Genomic DNA, 16,447 nt, shown 5'->3' with positions numbered 1-16,447 from the left:
GGTAAAATAGAAAGTAGCACCTGGTTGAAAGGGGGAGTGAAGCTTGAAAAAAATAATATTTAATTTAGCGACAACAGAACGTCGCGTTGCCATAACTGAGCATGATAAAGTAGTTGAATTCATGATTGAGCGCCCGGTTGAAAATCGTATTGTTGGCAATGTTTATAAAGGTAGAGTTGTCAATGTATTGCCTGGCATGCAAGCTGCATTTGTTGATATTGGTCGTGATAAGAATGGTTTCTTGTATCGTGATGACTTATTGTCATTTCAGCGGTTAGACCTGCCTGATGAGGAAAAGAAAAATCGGAATATATCAGAGTTTGTTACGAAAGGGGAAGAAATTCTCGTTCAAGTTACAAAAGAAGGCTTTGGAACGAAAGGGCCAAGGTTAACTGGGGTTGTATCGTTTCCAGGGCGTTATGTTGTCTATATGCCGGAAGGTGGCTATGTTGGCGTGTCAAGACGAATGAAGTCTGAGGAGGAACGTGAACGGTGGCGAGTATTTGGGGAGCAATTATGTGAAGGAAATGAAGGGATCATTATTCGCACTTCTTGTGAAGGGATCGCAACTGATAAGATTGAACAGGACATTCAGTTTTTACGAACAGTATGGCAGGATATTTGGAAAGATGGCAAAGCACTGAAACCGCCTGCACTCATCCATCAAGATATCAGCTTGTTAGAGCGAATTGTCCGTGATTTTTCTTTTGATCATGTTTCAGAAATCGTTGTCGATAATCGTAAAGATCATCAACGTCTACAGGAGTTACTGCAGGCATACCCGAACTTACGCGAACGGTTGAAAATGTATCGTGATAAAGAAAATGTATTCTCAGCATACGGTATTGAGGCTGAGCTTGAAAAATCGTTACGTCGCCATGTATGGTTAAAGAATGGTGCCTATTTAATTATTGATCAAACAGAAGCCCTAACCATCATCGACGTCAATACTGGGAAGTTTACAGGAAAGAAAGACCTAAGAGATACGATTGTTAGAACAAACCTGGAAGCAGCAAAGGAAATTGCCAGACAACTGCGCCTTCGTGATATTAGTGGGATTATTATTATTGATTTTATTGATATGAGAAATGATGCTGATAAAGCAAGAGTGTTAGCAGCATTCACAAAAGCATTAGAAAACGACCGGACAAAAACAAATGTAGTAGGCTTTACAGGCCTAGGCTTAGTGGAAATGACAAGGAAAAAGGTCCGTCAAAATTTACAAGACAGCTTATCGAAGTCTTGTCCAACCTGTGACAGCAAGGGAAAAGTGCTGTCTGATGAAGCACAAGCCTACCGGATTGAGCGGTTATTATGGGAATACCGTAACATGGATGATGAGGCAATTCTACTCGAAGTTCCGCCAAATGTTGCGAGAATTATCCGAGGTGAAGGAGACAATCACCTTAAGGAGCTTGAATCAGTCTTTCATTACCGGATATACATAAAGGAAAATGAGCATATGAACGAAATGGAATATTCGTTTCGTCATATTGGTTCAGAAATGGATGTACTTGAGCGGATGAAACGCATGTAAAATCGATTGACAATGAATTTAGTAATATGGTATTATATTTTTTGTTAGTTATTTGGATAGCACCCAAACAACTACAACCGCACAGAACAGGTTTTAAGCTATTTAAGACGGATTTACAATTTTCGTCGTAGCACCTAGGATGGCGAGTCTGAGTATAAGAGGAGGTGCACAAGATGTACGCAATTATTGAAACTGGTGGAAAACAAATCAAAGTTCAAGAAGGTCAAGAAATCTACATCGAAAAGCTAGACGCTGCTGAAGGTGAAGTAGTAAGCTTCGATAAAGTCCTAATGGTAGGTGGAGACGATCTTAAAGTTGGTACGCCTTTACTTGAAGGTGCAACAGTTACTGGTAAAGTTGAAAAACACGGCCGTGACAAAAAGATCATCGTTTACAAAATGAAAGCGAAGAAAAACTACCGTCGTAAGCAAGGTCATCGTCAACCTTACACTAAAGTTGTTATTGAAAAAATCAACGCATAAGGTTAACGCATATGATCAAAGTAAATGTTGAGCGTAATCAAGAACAGCAGATTGTCTCGTTTTCAATGAGCGGTCATGCTGAGTCAGGTCCGTATGGACAAGATCTTGTTTGTGCCGGAGCGTCTGCTGTTTCCTTTGGAACAGTAAATGCAATAGATGCTATATGCAAAGTACAGCTTGAGATTGAAATGAAGGATGATGGTGGCTTTCTCCGCTGTGTAGTTCCGACTGGTTTAGTAGAATCTACAAACGAGAAAGTTCAACTTCTTTTAGAAGGCATGATTGTTTCGCTTCAATCAATTGCTGAAGAATACGGAAAACATATTAAAATCTCTGAAAAAACAGGAGGTGAATGAACATGTTAAAAATGAACCTTCAATTTTTCGCATCGAAAAAAGGGGTAGGTAGTACAAAGAACGGTCGTGATTCAATCTCGAAGCGTCTTGGTACAAAGCGTGCTGACGGACAAACTGTAACAGGTGGATCAATCCTTGTTCGTCAACGTGGTACTCGTATTTACCCAGGTGTAAACGTTGGTAAAGGTGGAGATGACACTTTATTTGCTAAAGTTGACGGCGTTGTTAAATTCGAACGTGTAGGTCGTGACCGCAAGCAAGTTAGTGTATACCCAGTTGCTCAAGAAGCATAATCAAAAAAAAGCTCCAATCGATTAGTCGATTGGAGCTTTTTTTTTTTTGCGGAGTTTAATACTAACGTTCTTTTCCAATTTAATAGAAGAACGGGAAGAAGAATGTTCTTAATCTGTGAAGCGGGAAGCGACGTCTTCTAAAACGGCGAAATCTGCGTGGAAAACCATACCCATGACCATATGGTGAAAAACCTCCATATCCGCCTGGACCGTAGAATCCTCCTGGATATCCAAAGCGATGATCGTTATCCATATCTCCTTCTGGAGTAAGTAATGTTACACCTTCTTGATCCACATCTTCAATAATTCCATCGTGCATTTGACCATCATCTGTTTGCATTTTGACAAAATATAAATGATATTGATTGCAGGCGTCATACATTTGTTGTGCATGTGGCTGATGGGCTGTTGTTGGGTCTTCCATATGGTGGCTTGGATTGGGCACGTTCATATGATTCATTGTTGGATCTTGCATGTGGTGGCTTGGATTAGGCACGTTCAAATGATTCATTGTTGGATCTTGCATGTGGTGGCTTGGATTAGGCATGTTCATATGATTCATAGTTTTTATTCCTCCTTTTTCTTTCACAGTCATAGTATTCAGCCTATAGGTATTTGTGAGTTTTTATCCTTAGAAAATTTTCTTTTCTCTTTACAGCCGGTAGCTTTTGGTGAATAATTCCATGTAATAAGTTGAAAGTTAAAAGTGAGTTTAGAGTTTAGAATTTAGAGTTGTGTGGGCTTTTTCTATGAGGTGAAAAACTTCCAAGGATTTGCAGTCACAACTTACAACTTTTAACTAAACTGAAAGGTGTGTTGTAAATGAAATTAACAGTTGTAGGACATTGGGGGGCATATCCTGAGCAAGGGGAAGCAACGTCAGGTTACTTATTAGAACATAACGGCTTTACATTGCTCATTGATTGCGGGAGTGGTGTGTTATCACATATGCAGCAATTTGCATCAATTGAACAATTGGATGCTGTTATTCTGTCTCATTATCATCAGGATCATATAGCCGATATTGGTCCATTACAATATGCTAGGCTAATTGCAACACAATTAGGAAAAATAACAACGTCACTACCGGTTTACGGACATACATATGATCAAGCGGCCTTTCAACAATTGGGAAAAGAGCCTTATGTAGTGGCAACTCCATATCATGAAGACGACACGTTACAAGTTGGACCATTTACAATTACCTTTAGCAAAACAATTCATCCTGCTCCATGTTTTGCTATGCGGATTGAATGTGAGTCAAAAGTGATCGTCTATAGTGCTGATACGGCTTATTATGAGGAATTGATTGATTTTACAAAACATGCCGATCTGATTATTTGTGAGGCAAGCTTTTACGCTGGACAGACTGCAGCTACCTATGGACATATGAATAGTACTGATGCAGCAAAGGTAGCACAAAAAGCCTATGTTAAGCATTTGTTACTTACACATCACCCGCATTTCGGTAATGTGCTTGAGTTAGAAGCGGATGCGAAAAAACATTTTCAAGGAAATGTAAATGTAGCCTCATTAGGATGGAATATTGAATTGTAGCAAGATTAATAGAAAAAATAAACGTGTAATGAATGAAATTGGTCATTATACGTTTTTTTGTTTTGTAAATTCACCTTTACATTTCTTTTACACGTTATTAACAACGCCTCAAAACTAACTTAATATTACTCTTCTATACTATGAATTGTGATAGAGATAAATCAAAAAGAAATCGACAAAATCTATCAACAACTTTTTGTAAACATGAGGAGGAAATAATCAGTGAGCGCAAAGAAGTTTCTACTATTTTTAGTCATGGCAGCAGTAATGATGATCGTAGCAGCATGTGGGGGTGGCAGTGAAGACACACCTTCACAACCAAATGAAACAGAAACTGGAGCAAGTGAAAGTGTAGAAGAAACAGAGGGAGCAACTGATGAAAAACTTTCAGGCTCAGTCGTGATTGATGGATCAGGTACAGTATATCCATTCATGGCTCAAATGGCTGAAAATTACATGGTTAATAAAGAAGAGGATGTTTCTGTCGAAGTAAGCCGTGCTGGTACATCAGCTGGTTTTAAAAAGTTTTTAGTTGAAGATGGAACGGATTTCAATAATGCTTCTCGTCAAATTAAAGACGAAGAAACAGCAACAGCTGAAGAGTTAGGAATTGAAGTTCAAGAATTAAAAGTTGCTTTAGATGGATTAACATTTGTTATTAACAAAGAAAATGATTGGGCAACAGAATTAACTGAACAAGAAGTAATTGATATTTTCCTAGCAAGTGCAGGGAATAAAAACTGGTCAGATATTCGTCCGGATTTCCCGAACGAGCCAATCGTAGCGATGGGTCCTAACGAAAACCACGGAACGTATGAATTCTTTTGGGAAAAAATTCTCGATGAACAAGATTTAGTAGAAGGAGTTAATCTTCAACAAGAATACTCTACATTAGTTGATTTAGTTTCTAAAGAAAAGAATGCAATTGCCTTCTTTGGATATGGTTACTATGCAAACAACACTGATAAATTAACAGCTGTTAAGGTTGACTTTGGTAACGGCCCAGTTGAACCATCATTAGACACAATTGCTGAAGATGGTGATTATGCACCGTTTACTCGCCCAGTATTCACTTATTTAAATAAAAATTTAGCGAAAGAAAAACCACAAGTATTAGATTATGCGATTTACACAATGGAAAACGCACAACAAGTAGCAGCTGAAACAGGATTTGCACCTTTATCGGATGCCGATATTCAAGCAGCAATCGAAGCTTTAAACGGATTAAAGTAATTTTAAAAAATGTTGATCCTTAATTAATGAGTAAACAATAAGATGAGAAGCTATTTCATTCTCATCTTATTGCCATGTTATGATAGCAGTTTCCTATAATTAGTTTTTATAATAGTAGATTTTTTCTCCTTACAGCATTGTATGGATGATGGAGGTTTATAACATTGGAAAAAAGCGTGGTTAATCAAACGAGTAAGAATGTTAATATCCGCGATATGATAGATCAAAATAAGAAGTCTTTTAGTATAAGGAGAATCATTGAAAGAGGAATTCCGCAGATTCTCTTTGCAATCGCAACCGTTTCTATCTTAACGACAATTGGAATTTTATTTACATTGCTAAGCGAAACGTTTCTCTTTTTTAAGGAAATCCCTTTTGTAGACTTTTATACAGGTACGATATTAAAACCGTTAGGAGAGAATGCCCAGTTTGGAATATTACCATTACTTACTGGTACGATTATCTCTTCGATTATTGCGATGTTTGTTGCTATACCGATTGGTGTGATGACAGCGATCTATTTAAGTGAATACGCATCAGATAAGGTGAGAAGAACGCTTAAACCAATTCTAGAGGTATTAGCTGGTATTCCTACGATTGTATATGGATTTTTTGCATTTACATTTGTTACACCATTTTTACAGTCATTTATCCCAGGATTAGATCCTACAAATATTTTAAGCCCGGGACTAGTAATGGGAATTATGATTATCCCAATGGTTGCTTCCCTTTCAGAAGATGCGATGAGCTCTGTACCGAATGCCATGAGGGAAGGTGCTTTAGCACTAGGAGCAACAAAGCTTGAAGTAACATTTAAAGTTGTAATACCTGCAGCTATTTCTGGTATTATTGCTTCATTTGTACTTGGAATTTCCCGAGCAATCGGTGAGACGATGATTGTTACCATCGCTAGTGGAAGCTCAAAAAACTTTACCTTTGATATTACTCAATCAATGCAAACGATGACAGCTTATATTGTCGAAGTAACTGGAGGAGATGCACCTGCGGGGTCTACTATCTATTACAGTTTATATGCAGTTGCGATGACATTGTTTGTATTTACTCTTATTATGAATTTGATTGCACAATATATTTCTCGTAAGTATAGAGAGGAGTATTAATTGATGAAGTATGTAGATATTGCAAAAGTAGAAAAGAAGATGGACAAACGTATTATTACTAATAAAATAGCAAAAGCTTTATTTCTTACGGCTGCTTTATTTGGACTTGTTATTTTAGCTGTACTTATTTATCGAATTTTTTCTCAAAGTATAGGTTGGATCGATATGAATTTTCTTACAAATAGGTTATCGACTGATCCAAACAAAGCAGGGATTATGGGAGCAATACTAGGAACATTATGGCTAATGGTTGTTGTCGCACCTGTAACAATGTTCTTAGGGATTGGAACGGCCATCTATTTAGAGGAATATGCAAAAAAAGGAAAAGTGAGATCGTTTATCCAAACAAATATTACAAATTTGGCGGGTGTACCTTCAGTCGTATTTGGAATTTTAGGTTTAACGATATTTGTTAGAAACTTTGATTTAGGATCAGTTGTATTAGCCGGTGGTTTAACAATGGCTTTACTCGTCCTGCCGATTGTCGTGGTTGCCAGTCAAGAGGCTATTCGTGCTGTACCTCAATACTTGAGGGAAGCTTCGTATGGCATGGGGGCAACTAAGTGGCAAACAATTAGGAATGTCGTATTACCAGCTTCGATCGCTGGAATTTTGACTGGGGCAATTTTGGCACTTTCCAGAGCGATAGGGGAAACTGCACCACTGATTGTAATTGGTATACCTGCACTCCTAATCCCACTTCCAAATGGAATCTTTGATAAATTTACGATTTTGCCGATGCAGATCTATTATTGGACAATCGACTCTGCATTAGTAGCTGAATATGCAAATTTGGCTGCTGCTACAATTCTAGTATTGCTCATTGTATTGTTTGTTATGAATTCAGTAGCTATTTTGATTCGAAATAAGTTTCAAAATCGATTTTAATAGGGGGAAATAATCATGTCAGCTTTAATGGTTGAAAATAATAAAAAGAAAATAAATGAAACTGTTGGTGATAAAATGACAGTTGATATGCAACAAGAAGCAAAAAAGGTTGTCTATAATACAAGAGATTTAAACCTATGGTACGGTAAAGATCATGCTTTAAAAAATATTAACCTCCCTATTCAAGAAAATGAAGTAACAGCAATTATTGGCCCATCTGGTTGTGGAAAATCTACTTATATTAAGACGCTTAATAGAATGGTAGAGTTAGTTCCAAGTGTCAAAATATCAGGAGAGATTTTATATAGAGAACGTAATATACTTGATAAAAATTATAAAGTTGAGGAACTTAGAACACGTGTAGGAATGGTTTTTCAGAAGCCGAACCCGTTCCCGAAATCAATCTTTGAAAATGTAGCTTATGGACCAAAAATTCATGGAATCAAAAATAAAAAAGTTTTAAAAGAGATTGTTGAGCATAGTTTGAGAGGTGCAGCCATTTGGGATGAAGTAAAAGACCGGCTTCATGAAAATGCTTTTGGACTATCAGGAGGGCAACAGCAGCGATTATGTATCGCCCGTTGTTTAGCGATTGAGCCAGATGTAATCCTCATGGATGAGCCAACATCAGCACTTGATCCAATTTCAACGTTAAAAGTTGAGGAACTTGTACAAGAATTAAAGGAGAATTATAGTATCGTTATTGTCACTCATAACATGCAACAGGCCGCACGTATTTCTGACAAGACAGCCTTTTTCTTAAACGGTGAGGTAGTTGAGTACGATAAAACAGAAAAGATTTTCTCAAATCCAGCTGATAAGCGTACAGAAGATTATATTACAGGACGATTTGGTTAAAAGGGACGTGTTGAATAATGAATGTTCGCGGAAACTTTGAATTAGAATTAAAAACGCTGAAAAGTAAAGTTATACAACAAGGAAAAAGTGCTGAGTATATGTTAGACGAAGTAATCAAAGCCTTCAATGAACAGAGCACTCCGAAAATGGATTATGTCATTAATTACGATATAAATATAAATATGATGGAACTTGAAATTAATGAAGCCGCTACGGTATTGATTGCAAAACAACAGCCTGTAGCATCGGATTTAAGAAAGATCATTGTCGCAATGAAAATCTCGAGTGACCTTGAACGTGTGGCAGATTTAACGGTTGATATCGCTAAAGGAGGCAAGCGGATCGATATAGTCTCCTTTAATAAGCACATTGGCGACTTGAATAAAATTGCTGATGCAGTGAAATCGATGCTTACTTTATCACTTGAGGCCTTTGAAACTGTAGATGTATTAATGGCACAAAAAATTGCCACCCTTGATGATCATGTAGACAAAATGTACGGTGAATTTATTCGACAATTATTCCAATTTGTAACGAATCAAGCTGATGCAGAACAAGCTACACAGATTGCATTTATCTTAAGATATTTAGAGAGAATTGCAGATTACGCAACAAATATTGCTGAATGGGTCATTTATGAAGTAAATGGTAAACATTTTGACCTGAATTAACCTATGGATTTCATAGGTTTTTTTTATGAAAAACTAACTGAGGCTTTTGAAAAAATAGTAGAGTACAGAGATGATATGTGCTCTACTATTTCTAATGATAGTTATGCTTTGAAACGTTTTGTTATTGAAGTGAGAGATTCAGATAGTTTCATTAACTGTAAACCAATTTGATGGGTTGTTTCCATTTGTACAATTTGCTCACCACTAGTACTATACATCTCTTCAGCACTTGCTAATGTTTCTTGAGAAATTGACGTGAAATTTTCCGTTGCTAATTCAAGCTGTGGTAACACATGATGCAAATCTTGCAGCTCCCCTTTCATTTCACTGATTCTATTATTAACGATGTTAATTTCCAGCATTAGTTCGTCAAATGAATTTTTAGCTTCATTAGCTGCTGCAATATTTGCTGAGGTTTTCGAAAGCATTTGTTCAAACTCCTGGCTAGCTTGAATGGTTATATGTTCCATACCTTTGATTGAATTTGTAATCTCTTCTGTTGTGTTAGTCGCTTGTTCAGCTAGTTTACGCACTTCGTTAGCAACGACTGCAAAACCTTTCCCGGCCTCACCAGCTCTTGCAGCTTCAATTGCAGCATTTAAAGCTAACAGTTTTGTTTGTTCTGCAATTCCCTTGATTAACCCAACTAAGTTTGAGATGGACGAAGAATGAGTTTTAACGTTTTGAATTGTCTTTGTCATGTGATTAAAGTCTTCTTCATATGTTGTAATTGTTTGAATTAACTTTGTAATATTTTCCTCTCCCTGTTTAGCAGAATGATTCATATCTTCAGAACTAGTAAAGATGATTCCCATATTATTTAATAACTCTTTCACTTTCATGTTCATATCACTAAAGCGATTTGCACTTTTTTCTGAACTACCTGCTGTTTGTTCTGCTCCGGTTTTGACGCTATGTATGGCTTCAATTAACTGGTGACTTAATGTTAGAGCGCTATCTGATGACTTCTTTAGTTCTTCTCCTGTTGTCTCTAATTCGGTTGTTGTATCAGTAAGTTCATTCAACATAAGACGCATTTGACCAATCATTGCATCATAGCTTTTATGTAAGGAAACAATTTCGGGTATTGTTGTATGAATATCGATCGTGTGCTGTAGATTCCCTTCTCTCACTTCTCTCATCGTATTGCGCAATATCGTTAATGGTTTCGTTAAACTACGAACAAATAACATAAGTAATAGCACGGAAATAACTGAACTTATAATGATCGCATAAATTGTAAATTCAGCTATTTGATTGATATGAACCATAAAGGACTGAGTACGTGCAAGAAGAACATAATGGCCATTAATTTCCTCTAAATTTTGAACAATGATTGTATAATCATCCCCATTTATTTTTTCGTACAGGACCCCTTTTTGTTTAGAAATGATTCGCTCTGTTAATGAATCAGAGAAGGCAATTTCTTTATCTTTACTAACCTGGAAAGGAATTACGTTGTTATTAGCAATATAAAAAATATCAGAAGAAATGCCATCATCCTTTAATTGTTCTTGTTGTGATCGTATATGTATTTCTAATTGTTGCATAAAGTAATCTTCATCGCTTACATAGAGGAATTTTAAATTAGTAGCAATGTATGTCATTAAATCTGCCTCACGAACTAAACGATTTTCTATCGTCTCCATTGTTGTATCTTTTGCTTTCAGATAAGAACTTAAGCCAACTACGTTAAGAGAAACAATTAATAGAGAGATAAATAGAATCAACAATCTATTTTGTAAACTAATGTTTTTAACTATATTACTTAAATAATTTAGATTGTTTTTTCTTTTTTTACGTGTATTTTGGCCATTTTTTTTGATTAAAAAATTAAATTTCAATGGAACAACCTCCAAGTGTTAACAAATTTATATCTCGACAAATTTTACCAAATCTATATTAAGTGATTATTAACATTCCATATAGTTTAAGTAAATGTGTAATAATAAAGGACTTAGCAAGATTAATGTCGAAAGTTATTTTTGACAACATGTGGTATCTAGGAGGAGATGGACGCATGGCTTCAAATGCAGATCGCTTTATTACAGCATTCAATTCGATTGAGAAAGCATTAAAGAAAGAATTGTTATTAGACAGGCATTACTCATTTATTAAATTAGTAGATTTATCGAAAAAAAGAAATCCTTTAGTTATGAAATACGAACTGGATTTAAAGAAATTTGCAGAGTTGAGAAATGCAATTGTTCACGAACAAACCGAAATAGAGTTTATCATCGCAGAACCACATATCCAAATTGTTGAAGAAATTGAAAAAATAAAAGAAGAACTAACTAAACCAGAGTTAGTCATCCCGCGATTTAAGAGAAAGGTTATTTATTTCCAATTAGAGGATAGGTTAACTACTGTTCTTAAAGCCATTAAAGAACATGCTTTCACACAATATCCAATATATAAAGATGGAAAATTCTTCGGGTTAATAACAGAGAATGGGATTGTCAGGTGGCTTTCTAATAAAGTAGATAAAGATCAAATTACATTGAATTCAAAAACATTAGATCAAGTTATGCTTTATGAAAGGCATGCACAAAATGTTATTTTTATTCATAAAGAAACTACGCTCTATGAGGCACAGGATCTTTTCGTAAAGCAGTTAGATAAAAAGTTTACACGGCTAGATGCATTGCTTATTACGGAAACAGGAGACAAAAATGAGCCGTTATTAGGGATCATTACTCCGTATGATGTTATTAAATTTAAATTTTAATTTCGGGAAATTTGTATTGTTCCTTTCTTTTCGCTAAACTTAAATTGAGGTGAATCAGTATGATTGAGCCAAAGGTAATCATCGTAGAAGGGAAAACCGATCGTGATAAACTACAAGAAATCATTTCTGAACCGGTTGAAATTATTTGTACGTATGGAACATTAAGTGAGGAGAAGATAGAGGAGTTAATTATTCCTGTTGAACTTAATGATGTCTATATTTTCGTTGATTCAGATGAATCTGGTGAGAAATTACGAAGACAATTAAAGAATGAATTACCAAATGCAACTCATTTGTATATCGCAAAGCAGTATCGTGAAGTAGCCAAAACACCGTATGATGTATTAGCAAAGATTTTAAGTGATGCTTTTTTTGAAGTTCGACAAGTTTAGACGTAAATAGAGCATATTAGTTTACGATTTTCATTAAAAAATGTATACTATACTTGTTTTGAACATAGCAAGTGTGAAAAAGATATAAAGTATTTGGAGGGATTGTATGCCATACGCAGCGTTACTGCATACACATGTATTGACATGGTTTTTAGCGTTAGTATTTTTTATTGTTAGTTATTTTCTGTTTAAAGCCGGGAAACAAAAAGGTCAAAGAATCACTCATATGATTTTACGACTCATGTTTATTTTAGTTTTCCTATCAGGCGGTAGTTTAGTTTTTGCATTAGGATTTTCTGTTTCCTCGATCATTAAAGGGGTATTGGCTATTTGGCTGTTATCACTAATGGAGTTAATTTTAGTGAAATCTGTAAAAGGCAAGATTTCTGGTGGCTATTACTGGATTCAATTTATCATTGCATTAGTAGCCGTATTCTACTATGGCTATATTGTGATTCCATCATAGTAAACATGAAAAGACAACCATCCCAATTGTGGAATGGTTGTCTTTTTCAATTTCATCAATGACTAGGGTGCAGCAGAATGGAGACACTAAAACATATTGCGACATGTAAGGATGGGAAGAAAATGGATTTGAAGCATATTATTAAAAAGTGCGAACTGCTCATTTTTGATTTAGACGGAACGTTATATGAGGGGACAGACCACTTTGATTATTTTGCAAAGTGCTTACAACAAAAACTAAGTAAAGAACAACAAGAGCCCTTTATGCGTGAATATGAGGAAATGAAGTGTGGTGAGCATGTAGCAGCAATAGGAAAAGGTTATGATATTAATCGAGATTGCTTACTCTCTATTGACCCATTGACATTAAAAGTGGTTGCTGTAGAAGAATGGGATGGTCAAAGGTGGTCTCCAAAGAAAATAGAGGAAGTTTATAAAGATCCAATTTCGTTTGACTTTGAGCGGATCATTGCCATAGGTGATGGTTGGTGGCTTCCTTTTGTTATCGGTACTCATTACTGTATTGATAATATCAATGAGAGCTACAATGAAACAAAGGAATATATGGTTACTGATGAATTCCATTTGGAAAAAATTATTGGCTTAAAAGAATGGTTAGTCAGTTTAAAACAAGATAAACAGATTGTCCTGATGACAAACAGTGATCAGGATGATGTCGGTCGGTTGTTACATGAATTAGATTTACAGAACGTATTTGATCATGTGATAACTTCTGCCAAAAAGCCAACGGAGACAAAAAGGCTGTACCATGAATTAATGGAACATTACAAAGTTAAAGCAGAACAAGTGGTATCAATAGGTGATAATTTTTTAAATGAGATTGCCCCAGCTCTATTAATGGGGATGTGTGGGGTGTATATCCAACCAAATGAACAGCAAATAGAACATGAAAATCTAATAATAATTAAGAGAATTACTGAATGTTATAAACATTAGAATCATTTTATTTACATATGGATGTCGAAGGGTCGCGTGAAAAGCGACTCTTATTTTTGATTTTCGTCAAAATAACCCTAATTGTTTAAATTATATATATAATTATGTCAATTTATAATTTTCATAAAATTATAAAAATTATGTTGACTTGAGCGCATGCTCATTTGTATAATCGTGTTAACGCTTACATATGAGGACAAAGTGAGGAGGAAAAGTAATGGCAATGTTGACTGTTGAAAATGTCTCACTTCAATTTGGTGGGGTTAAAGCGTTAAATGATGTTACCTACCATATAGAAGAAGGGGAAATATTTTCACTAATCGGGCCGAATGGTGCCGGAAAAACGAGTATGCTAAATTGTATTAGCGGTCTGTATCGACCTACGAATGGTTCAATGAAGTTTCAAGGTCAAGAAATATTGACAATGAAACCTTATAAACGAACAGGACTTGGAATTGCACGGGCATTCCAAAATATTGCTCTTTTTGCTCATATGTCGGTGTTAGATAACTTAAAGCTTGGACGACATATTCTGATGAAGTCGGGAATGCTTTCAGGGGGACTTTACTGGGGAAAGGCACAAAAAGAAGAAGTAGAGCACAGAAGGGCGGTCGAAGAAGTAATTGAATTTCTTGAAATGCAGGATATTCGAAATGTACCAGTTGGCACATTACCATATGGCCTTCAAAAGAGAGTTGAGGTTGGGCGGGCACTGGCGCTTGATCCAAAAATGATCTTATTGGATGAGCCAATGGCTGGTATGAATAGCGGGGAGAAAGCAGATATGGCCCGTTATATTATTGATATGCATGAAATTAAAGGAATGACAGTTGTATTGATTGAGCATGATATGGGCGTAATTATGGACTTGTCTGACCACATTGCCGTGCTTGACTTTGGAAAATTAATTGGCTTTGGTACACCTGAAGAAATTCAGAAGAATCCAGAAGTAATTCGAGCTTACTTAGGTGAGGAAGAAGTTAGTTAAAGGAGGCTATGACGATATGTCTGAAAAAACGTTGCCGCAGCTACTACTGGAAAAGGCTGAAAAGGACGGTAATAGCATTGCTATGAGGCAAAAGGAATTAGGGATATGGAATGAGATTACATGGTCTTCTTATTATGAAAATGTGAAGCAGCTTGCACTTGGTTTACAACAATCGCTAGGTTTTAAACGGGGGGAAAAGCTGGCCATCATTGGAGAGAATAGACCGCAATGGGTCTTTACAGAACTTGCTGTACAAAGTGTTGGCGGAATACCAGTTGGTGTCTATCAGGAAGCAGGATCATCTGAAATCGTTTCAGTCATCAACCAGTGTGAAGCTAGATTAGTTATTGTAGAAGACCAAGAACTCGTTGATAGATTATTAATGATAGAACAAGAGTTACCTAATGTTGAAAAAATTATTTACTATAATCCGAAAGGAATGCGGAGATATAACCATCCAAAATTACTCGATTTTGCTGATTTGCAAGAAGTGGGTAAAAAGTACGATAGTAATCATCAAGAGCATTTCAAACAAGAAATTAGTAAAGGGAAAGCGAATGAGACCGCGATTATCACATATTCATCTGGAACTACAGGAGAGCCAAAGGCGATTCTTCTCTCACATGGAAATTTAGTTTCAGCTGCCAATCATATGGCTGATATCGATCCGGTCAGCGAGAGTGATGACTGTTTATCATTTATGCCATTAGCATGGATTGGTGAACAAGTAATGGGAATCTCACTTTCGTTAACCCAAGGAGTAACATTAAATTTCCCAGAAGAAACATCGACTGTATCAGGGGATTTAAGAGAAATTGGTCCGCAGGTTTTGTTTGCGCCACCTCGTATGTATGAAAACATTGTCTCGAAATTCCAATTGCGTATACAAGGTTCAAGCTGGTTTAAGAAGAAGGTTTACAATCTATTTAAACCTTATGGCAAGAAAATGGCTGATGCAAAGCTAAATAATACACCGGCTTCTTTTTCAACTAAGATCATGTATACAATAGGAGATTTTCTTGTGTTTAGTGCTATAAGAGATCACTTAGGATTAGCAAGGATTAAACGAGCTTATTCAGGTGGGGGATCGCTTGGTAAGGAAGTGTTCGAGTTTTTCCATGGCTTTGGAGTCAACTTAAAGCAAACATATGGATCAACTGAGCTTGCAAGTATAGGTTTTGCCCACCGAGATGGCGATATTAACTTAAATAGCGTTGGTGTGCCACTGCCAAATACAGACGTTAAAATTTCTGATGAAGGAGAAATTTTAATTAAAAGTCCAACTGTTTTTCAAGGCTACTTTAACAATGAGGTTACGTCTAAGAAAGCACTTGATAACGGCTGGCTGCATACAGGGGATGCCGGATACTTAGGTGATGATGGTCATTTGTATATGATCGATCGAATGGAAGAGGTCTTTGAAACTAAGTCGGGAGAGCTCGTTTCACCGAAATATATTGAGAATAAATTAAAGTTCAGTCCGTATATAAGAGAAGTTATTGCAATTGGGAAAGATCGGCCATATGTCGTGGCAATGATCAATATTGATATGGAAAATGTAGGTAGATGGGCTGAGAAAAATCAACTGGTTTATACAACGTATGCGGATTTAGCCGCATTACCGGAAGTAACGAATTTGATTGAAAAAGAAGTTTCCCAAATTATGAAGGATGTACCTGAAGAATTACGAGTCAAGAAATTTATACTTCTTCATAAAGAACTAAGTACTGCTGATCATGAACTAACTCGTTTGAGAACAGTACGAAGATCCTACGTAATCGAAAAGTATCAATCATTAGTTGACGGCATGTATGGTACAGAAAAAGAAATTACGATTCAGGTGAATAACGGGTTAGAAACGGACCAGGAAACAAAACTTCGAATTGTTTTATTAGATGTAGGACAGGAGGTGGCATAGAGA

18 protein-coding genes and 1 other annotated feature are annotated in these 16,447 nt (G+C 36.2%); of the genes, 16 read left to right on the top strand and 2 right to left on the bottom strand.

The window, feature by feature from the left end; all coding sequences use genetic code 11:
• Positions 1–43 precede the first annotated feature (43 nt).
• From ACJ2A9_RS12445 to rpmA, 4 genes are all read left to right on the top strand, one after another.
• Positions 44–1,537 carry an Rne/Rng family ribonuclease gene (locus tag ACJ2A9_RS12445; protein ID WP_441421987.1) on the top strand — a complete coding sequence of 498 codons (1,494 nt, stop codon included), beginning with the start codon at positions 44–46 and terminating at the stop codon, positions 1,535–1,537.
• A gap of 65 nt (positions 1,538–1,602) precedes the next feature.
• Positions 1,603–1,697 (top strand) — a sequence feature (ribosomal protein L21 leader region).
• A gap of 13 nt (positions 1,698–1,710) precedes the next feature.
• Complete coding sequence (gene rplU / locus ACJ2A9_RS12440; protein ID WP_441421986.1) at positions 1,711–2,019, top strand: 50S ribosomal protein L21; 309 nt, start codon at positions 1,711–1,713, stop codon at positions 2,017–2,019.
• 11 nt (positions 2,020–2,030) lie between these two features.
• Positions 2,031–2,375: a ribosomal-processing cysteine protease Prp gene (locus tag ACJ2A9_RS12435; protein ID WP_441421985.1), complete on the top strand. Its 345-nt coding sequence runs from the start codon at positions 2,031–2,033 to the stop codon at positions 2,373–2,375.
• A gap of 2 nt (positions 2,376–2,377) precedes the next feature.
• Entirely contained in the window at positions 2,378–2,668 is a 291-nt protein-coding gene (gene rpmA, locus ACJ2A9_RS12430) for a 50S ribosomal protein L27 (protein ID WP_441421984.1), read from the top strand.
• Positions 2,669–2,747: 79 nt separating this feature from the next.
• Here the strand turns inward: rpmA and ACJ2A9_RS12425 are convergent, their stop codons facing one another.
• Positions 2,748–3,230 (bottom strand): hypothetical protein, encoded by a 483-nt coding sequence (locus ACJ2A9_RS12425; RefSeq protein WP_441421983.1) that lies wholly within the window; start codon positions 3,228–3,230, stop codon positions 2,748–2,750.
• Between the two features lie 260 nt (positions 3,231–3,490).
• On the opposite strand from ACJ2A9_RS12425, the gene ACJ2A9_RS12420 reads away from it, so the two are divergent.
• From ACJ2A9_RS12420 to phoU, 6 genes are all read left to right on the top strand, one after another.
• On the top strand, positions 3,491–4,225 hold the full coding sequence (locus ACJ2A9_RS12420; protein ID WP_441421982.1) for an MBL fold metallo-hydrolase: 735 nt from the start codon (positions 3,491–3,493) through the stop codon (positions 4,223–4,225).
• A gap of 222 nt (positions 4,226–4,447) precedes the next feature.
• Complete coding sequence (locus ACJ2A9_RS12415) at positions 4,448–5,458, top strand: PstS family phosphate ABC transporter substrate-binding protein (RefSeq protein ID WP_441421981.1); 1,011 nt, start codon at positions 4,448–4,450, stop codon at positions 5,456–5,458.
• Between the two features lie 215 nt (positions 5,459–5,673).
• Positions 5,674–6,579, top strand: a complete 906-nt coding sequence (gene pstC, locus ACJ2A9_RS12410) for a phosphate ABC transporter permease subunit PstC (protein WP_441422187.1) — start codon at positions 5,674–5,676, stop codon at positions 6,577–6,579.
• A gap of 3 nt (positions 6,580–6,582) precedes the next feature.
• Complete coding sequence (gene pstA, locus ACJ2A9_RS12405) at positions 6,583–7,467, top strand: phosphate ABC transporter permease PstA (RefSeq protein WP_441421980.1); 885 nt, start codon at positions 6,583–6,585, stop codon at positions 7,465–7,467.
• 75 nt (positions 7,468–7,542) lie between these two features.
• Entirely contained in the window at positions 7,543–8,325 is a 783-nt protein-coding gene (gene pstB / locus ACJ2A9_RS12400) for a phosphate ABC transporter ATP-binding protein PstB (protein WP_441422186.1), read from the top strand.
• A gap of 17 nt (positions 8,326–8,342) precedes the next feature.
• Positions 8,343–8,996 (top strand): phosphate signaling complex protein PhoU, encoded by a 654-nt coding sequence (phoU, locus tag ACJ2A9_RS12395; protein WP_441421979.1) that lies wholly within the window; start codon positions 8,343–8,345, stop codon positions 8,994–8,996.
• 101 nt (positions 8,997–9,097) lie between these two features.
• Here the strand turns inward: phoU and ACJ2A9_RS12390 are convergent, their stop codons facing one another.
• Positions 9,098–10,840, bottom strand: a complete 1,743-nt coding sequence (locus ACJ2A9_RS12390) for a methyl-accepting chemotaxis protein (protein ID WP_441421978.1) — start codon at positions 10,838–10,840, stop codon at positions 9,098–9,100.
• 176 nt (positions 10,841–11,016) lie between these two features.
• Between ACJ2A9_RS12390 and ACJ2A9_RS12385 the strand changes: the two genes are divergently transcribed.
• The 6 genes from ACJ2A9_RS12385 to ACJ2A9_RS12360 all read left to right on the top strand — a co-directional run bounded on the left by ACJ2A9_RS12385 (position 11,017) and on the right by ACJ2A9_RS12360 (position 16,444).
• Positions 11,017–11,724: a CBS domain-containing protein gene (locus tag ACJ2A9_RS12385; protein ID WP_441421977.1), complete on the top strand. Its 708-nt coding sequence runs from the start codon at positions 11,017–11,019 to the stop codon at positions 11,722–11,724.
• 59 nt (positions 11,725–11,783) lie between these two features.
• Positions 11,784–12,116, top strand: coding sequence for a toprim domain-containing protein (locus ACJ2A9_RS12380; protein WP_441421976.1), 333 nt, complete (start codon positions 11,784–11,786; stop codon positions 12,114–12,116).
• Positions 12,117–12,222: 106 nt separating this feature from the next.
• A complete protein-coding gene (locus ACJ2A9_RS12375) occupies positions 12,223–12,582 on the top strand; it encodes a DUF1516 family protein (protein WP_441421975.1) in 360 nt (119 codons plus the stop codon).
• A gap of 77 nt (positions 12,583–12,659) precedes the next feature.
• Positions 12,660–13,538, top strand: coding sequence for an HAD family hydrolase (locus ACJ2A9_RS12370; protein ID WP_441421974.1), 879 nt, complete (start codon positions 12,660–12,662; stop codon positions 13,536–13,538).
• A 217-nt stretch (positions 13,539–13,755) separates the two neighbouring features.
• On the top strand, positions 13,756–14,526 hold the full coding sequence (locus tag ACJ2A9_RS12365) for an ABC transporter ATP-binding protein (protein WP_441421973.1): 771 nt from the start codon (positions 13,756–13,758) through the stop codon (positions 14,524–14,526).
• A gap of 16 nt (positions 14,527–14,542) precedes the next feature.
• Positions 14,543–16,444, top strand: a complete 1,902-nt coding sequence (locus ACJ2A9_RS12360) for an AMP-binding protein (protein WP_441421972.1) — start codon at positions 14,543–14,545, stop codon at positions 16,442–16,444.
• Positions 16,445–16,447: the final 3 nt, after the last annotated feature.

It is taken from the genome of Anaerobacillus sp. MEB173 (assembly GCF_052119505.1).
Classification (GTDB): Bacteria; Bacillota; Bacilli; order Bacillales; family JBJMAU01; genus JBJMAU01.
Note: the sequence above shows the minus strand (reverse complement) of the source record. Positions and strands in the feature narration are given on the sequence as shown.

Bases quoted from the DNA above. Each gene is read 5' to 3' on its own strand.
- ACJ2A9_RS12385 (WP_441421977.1), top strand. From the start codon at position 11,017: ATGGCTTCAAATGCAGATCGCTTTATTACAGCATTCAATTCGATTGAG.
- pstC (WP_441422187.1), top strand. From the start codon at position 5,674: ATGATAGATCAAAATAAGAAGTCTTTTAGTATAAGGAGAATCATTGAA.
- pstA (WP_441421980.1), top strand. From the start codon at position 6,583: ATGAAGTATGTAGATATTGCAAAAGTAGAAAAGAAGATGGACAAACGT.
- ACJ2A9_RS12380 (WP_441421976.1), top strand. From the start codon at position 11,784: ATGATTGAGCCAAAGGTAATCATCGTAGAAGGGAAAACCGATCGTGAT.
- rplU (WP_441421986.1), top strand. From the start codon at position 1,711: ATGTACGCAATTATTGAAACTGGTGGAAAACAAATCAAAGTTCAAGAA.
- ACJ2A9_RS12435 (WP_441421985.1), top strand. From the start codon at position 2,031: ATGATCAAAGTAAATGTTGAGCGTAATCAAGAACAGCAGATTGTCTCG.
- ACJ2A9_RS12365 (WP_441421973.1), top strand. From the start codon at position 13,756: ATGGCAATGTTGACTGTTGAAAATGTCTCACTTCAATTTGGTGGGGTT.
- ACJ2A9_RS12360 (WP_441421972.1), top strand. From the start codon at position 14,543: ATGTCTGAAAAAACGTTGCCGCAGCTACTACTGGAAAAGGCTGAAAAG.
- ACJ2A9_RS12420 (WP_441421982.1), top strand. From the start codon at position 3,491: ATGAAATTAACAGTTGTAGGACATTGGGGGGCATATCCTGAGCAAGGG.
- ACJ2A9_RS12370 (WP_441421974.1), top strand. From the start codon at position 12,660: ATGGAGACACTAAAACATATTGCGACATGTAAGGATGGGAAGAAAATG.
- phoU (WP_441421979.1), top strand. From the start codon at position 8,343: ATGAATGTTCGCGGAAACTTTGAATTAGAATTAAAAACGCTGAAAAGT.
- rpmA (WP_441421984.1), top strand. From the start codon at position 2,378: ATGTTAAAAATGAACCTTCAATTTTTCGCATCGAAAAAAGGGGTAGGT.
- pstB (WP_441422186.1), top strand. From the start codon at position 7,543: ATGACAGTTGATATGCAACAAGAAGCAAAAAAGGTTGTCTATAATACA.
- ACJ2A9_RS12425 (WP_441421983.1), bottom strand. From the start codon at position 3,230: ATGAATCATATGAACATGCCTAATCCAAGCCACCACATGCAAGATCCA.
- ACJ2A9_RS12375 (WP_441421975.1), top strand. From the start codon at position 12,223: ATGCCATACGCAGCGTTACTGCATACACATGTATTGACATGGTTTTTA.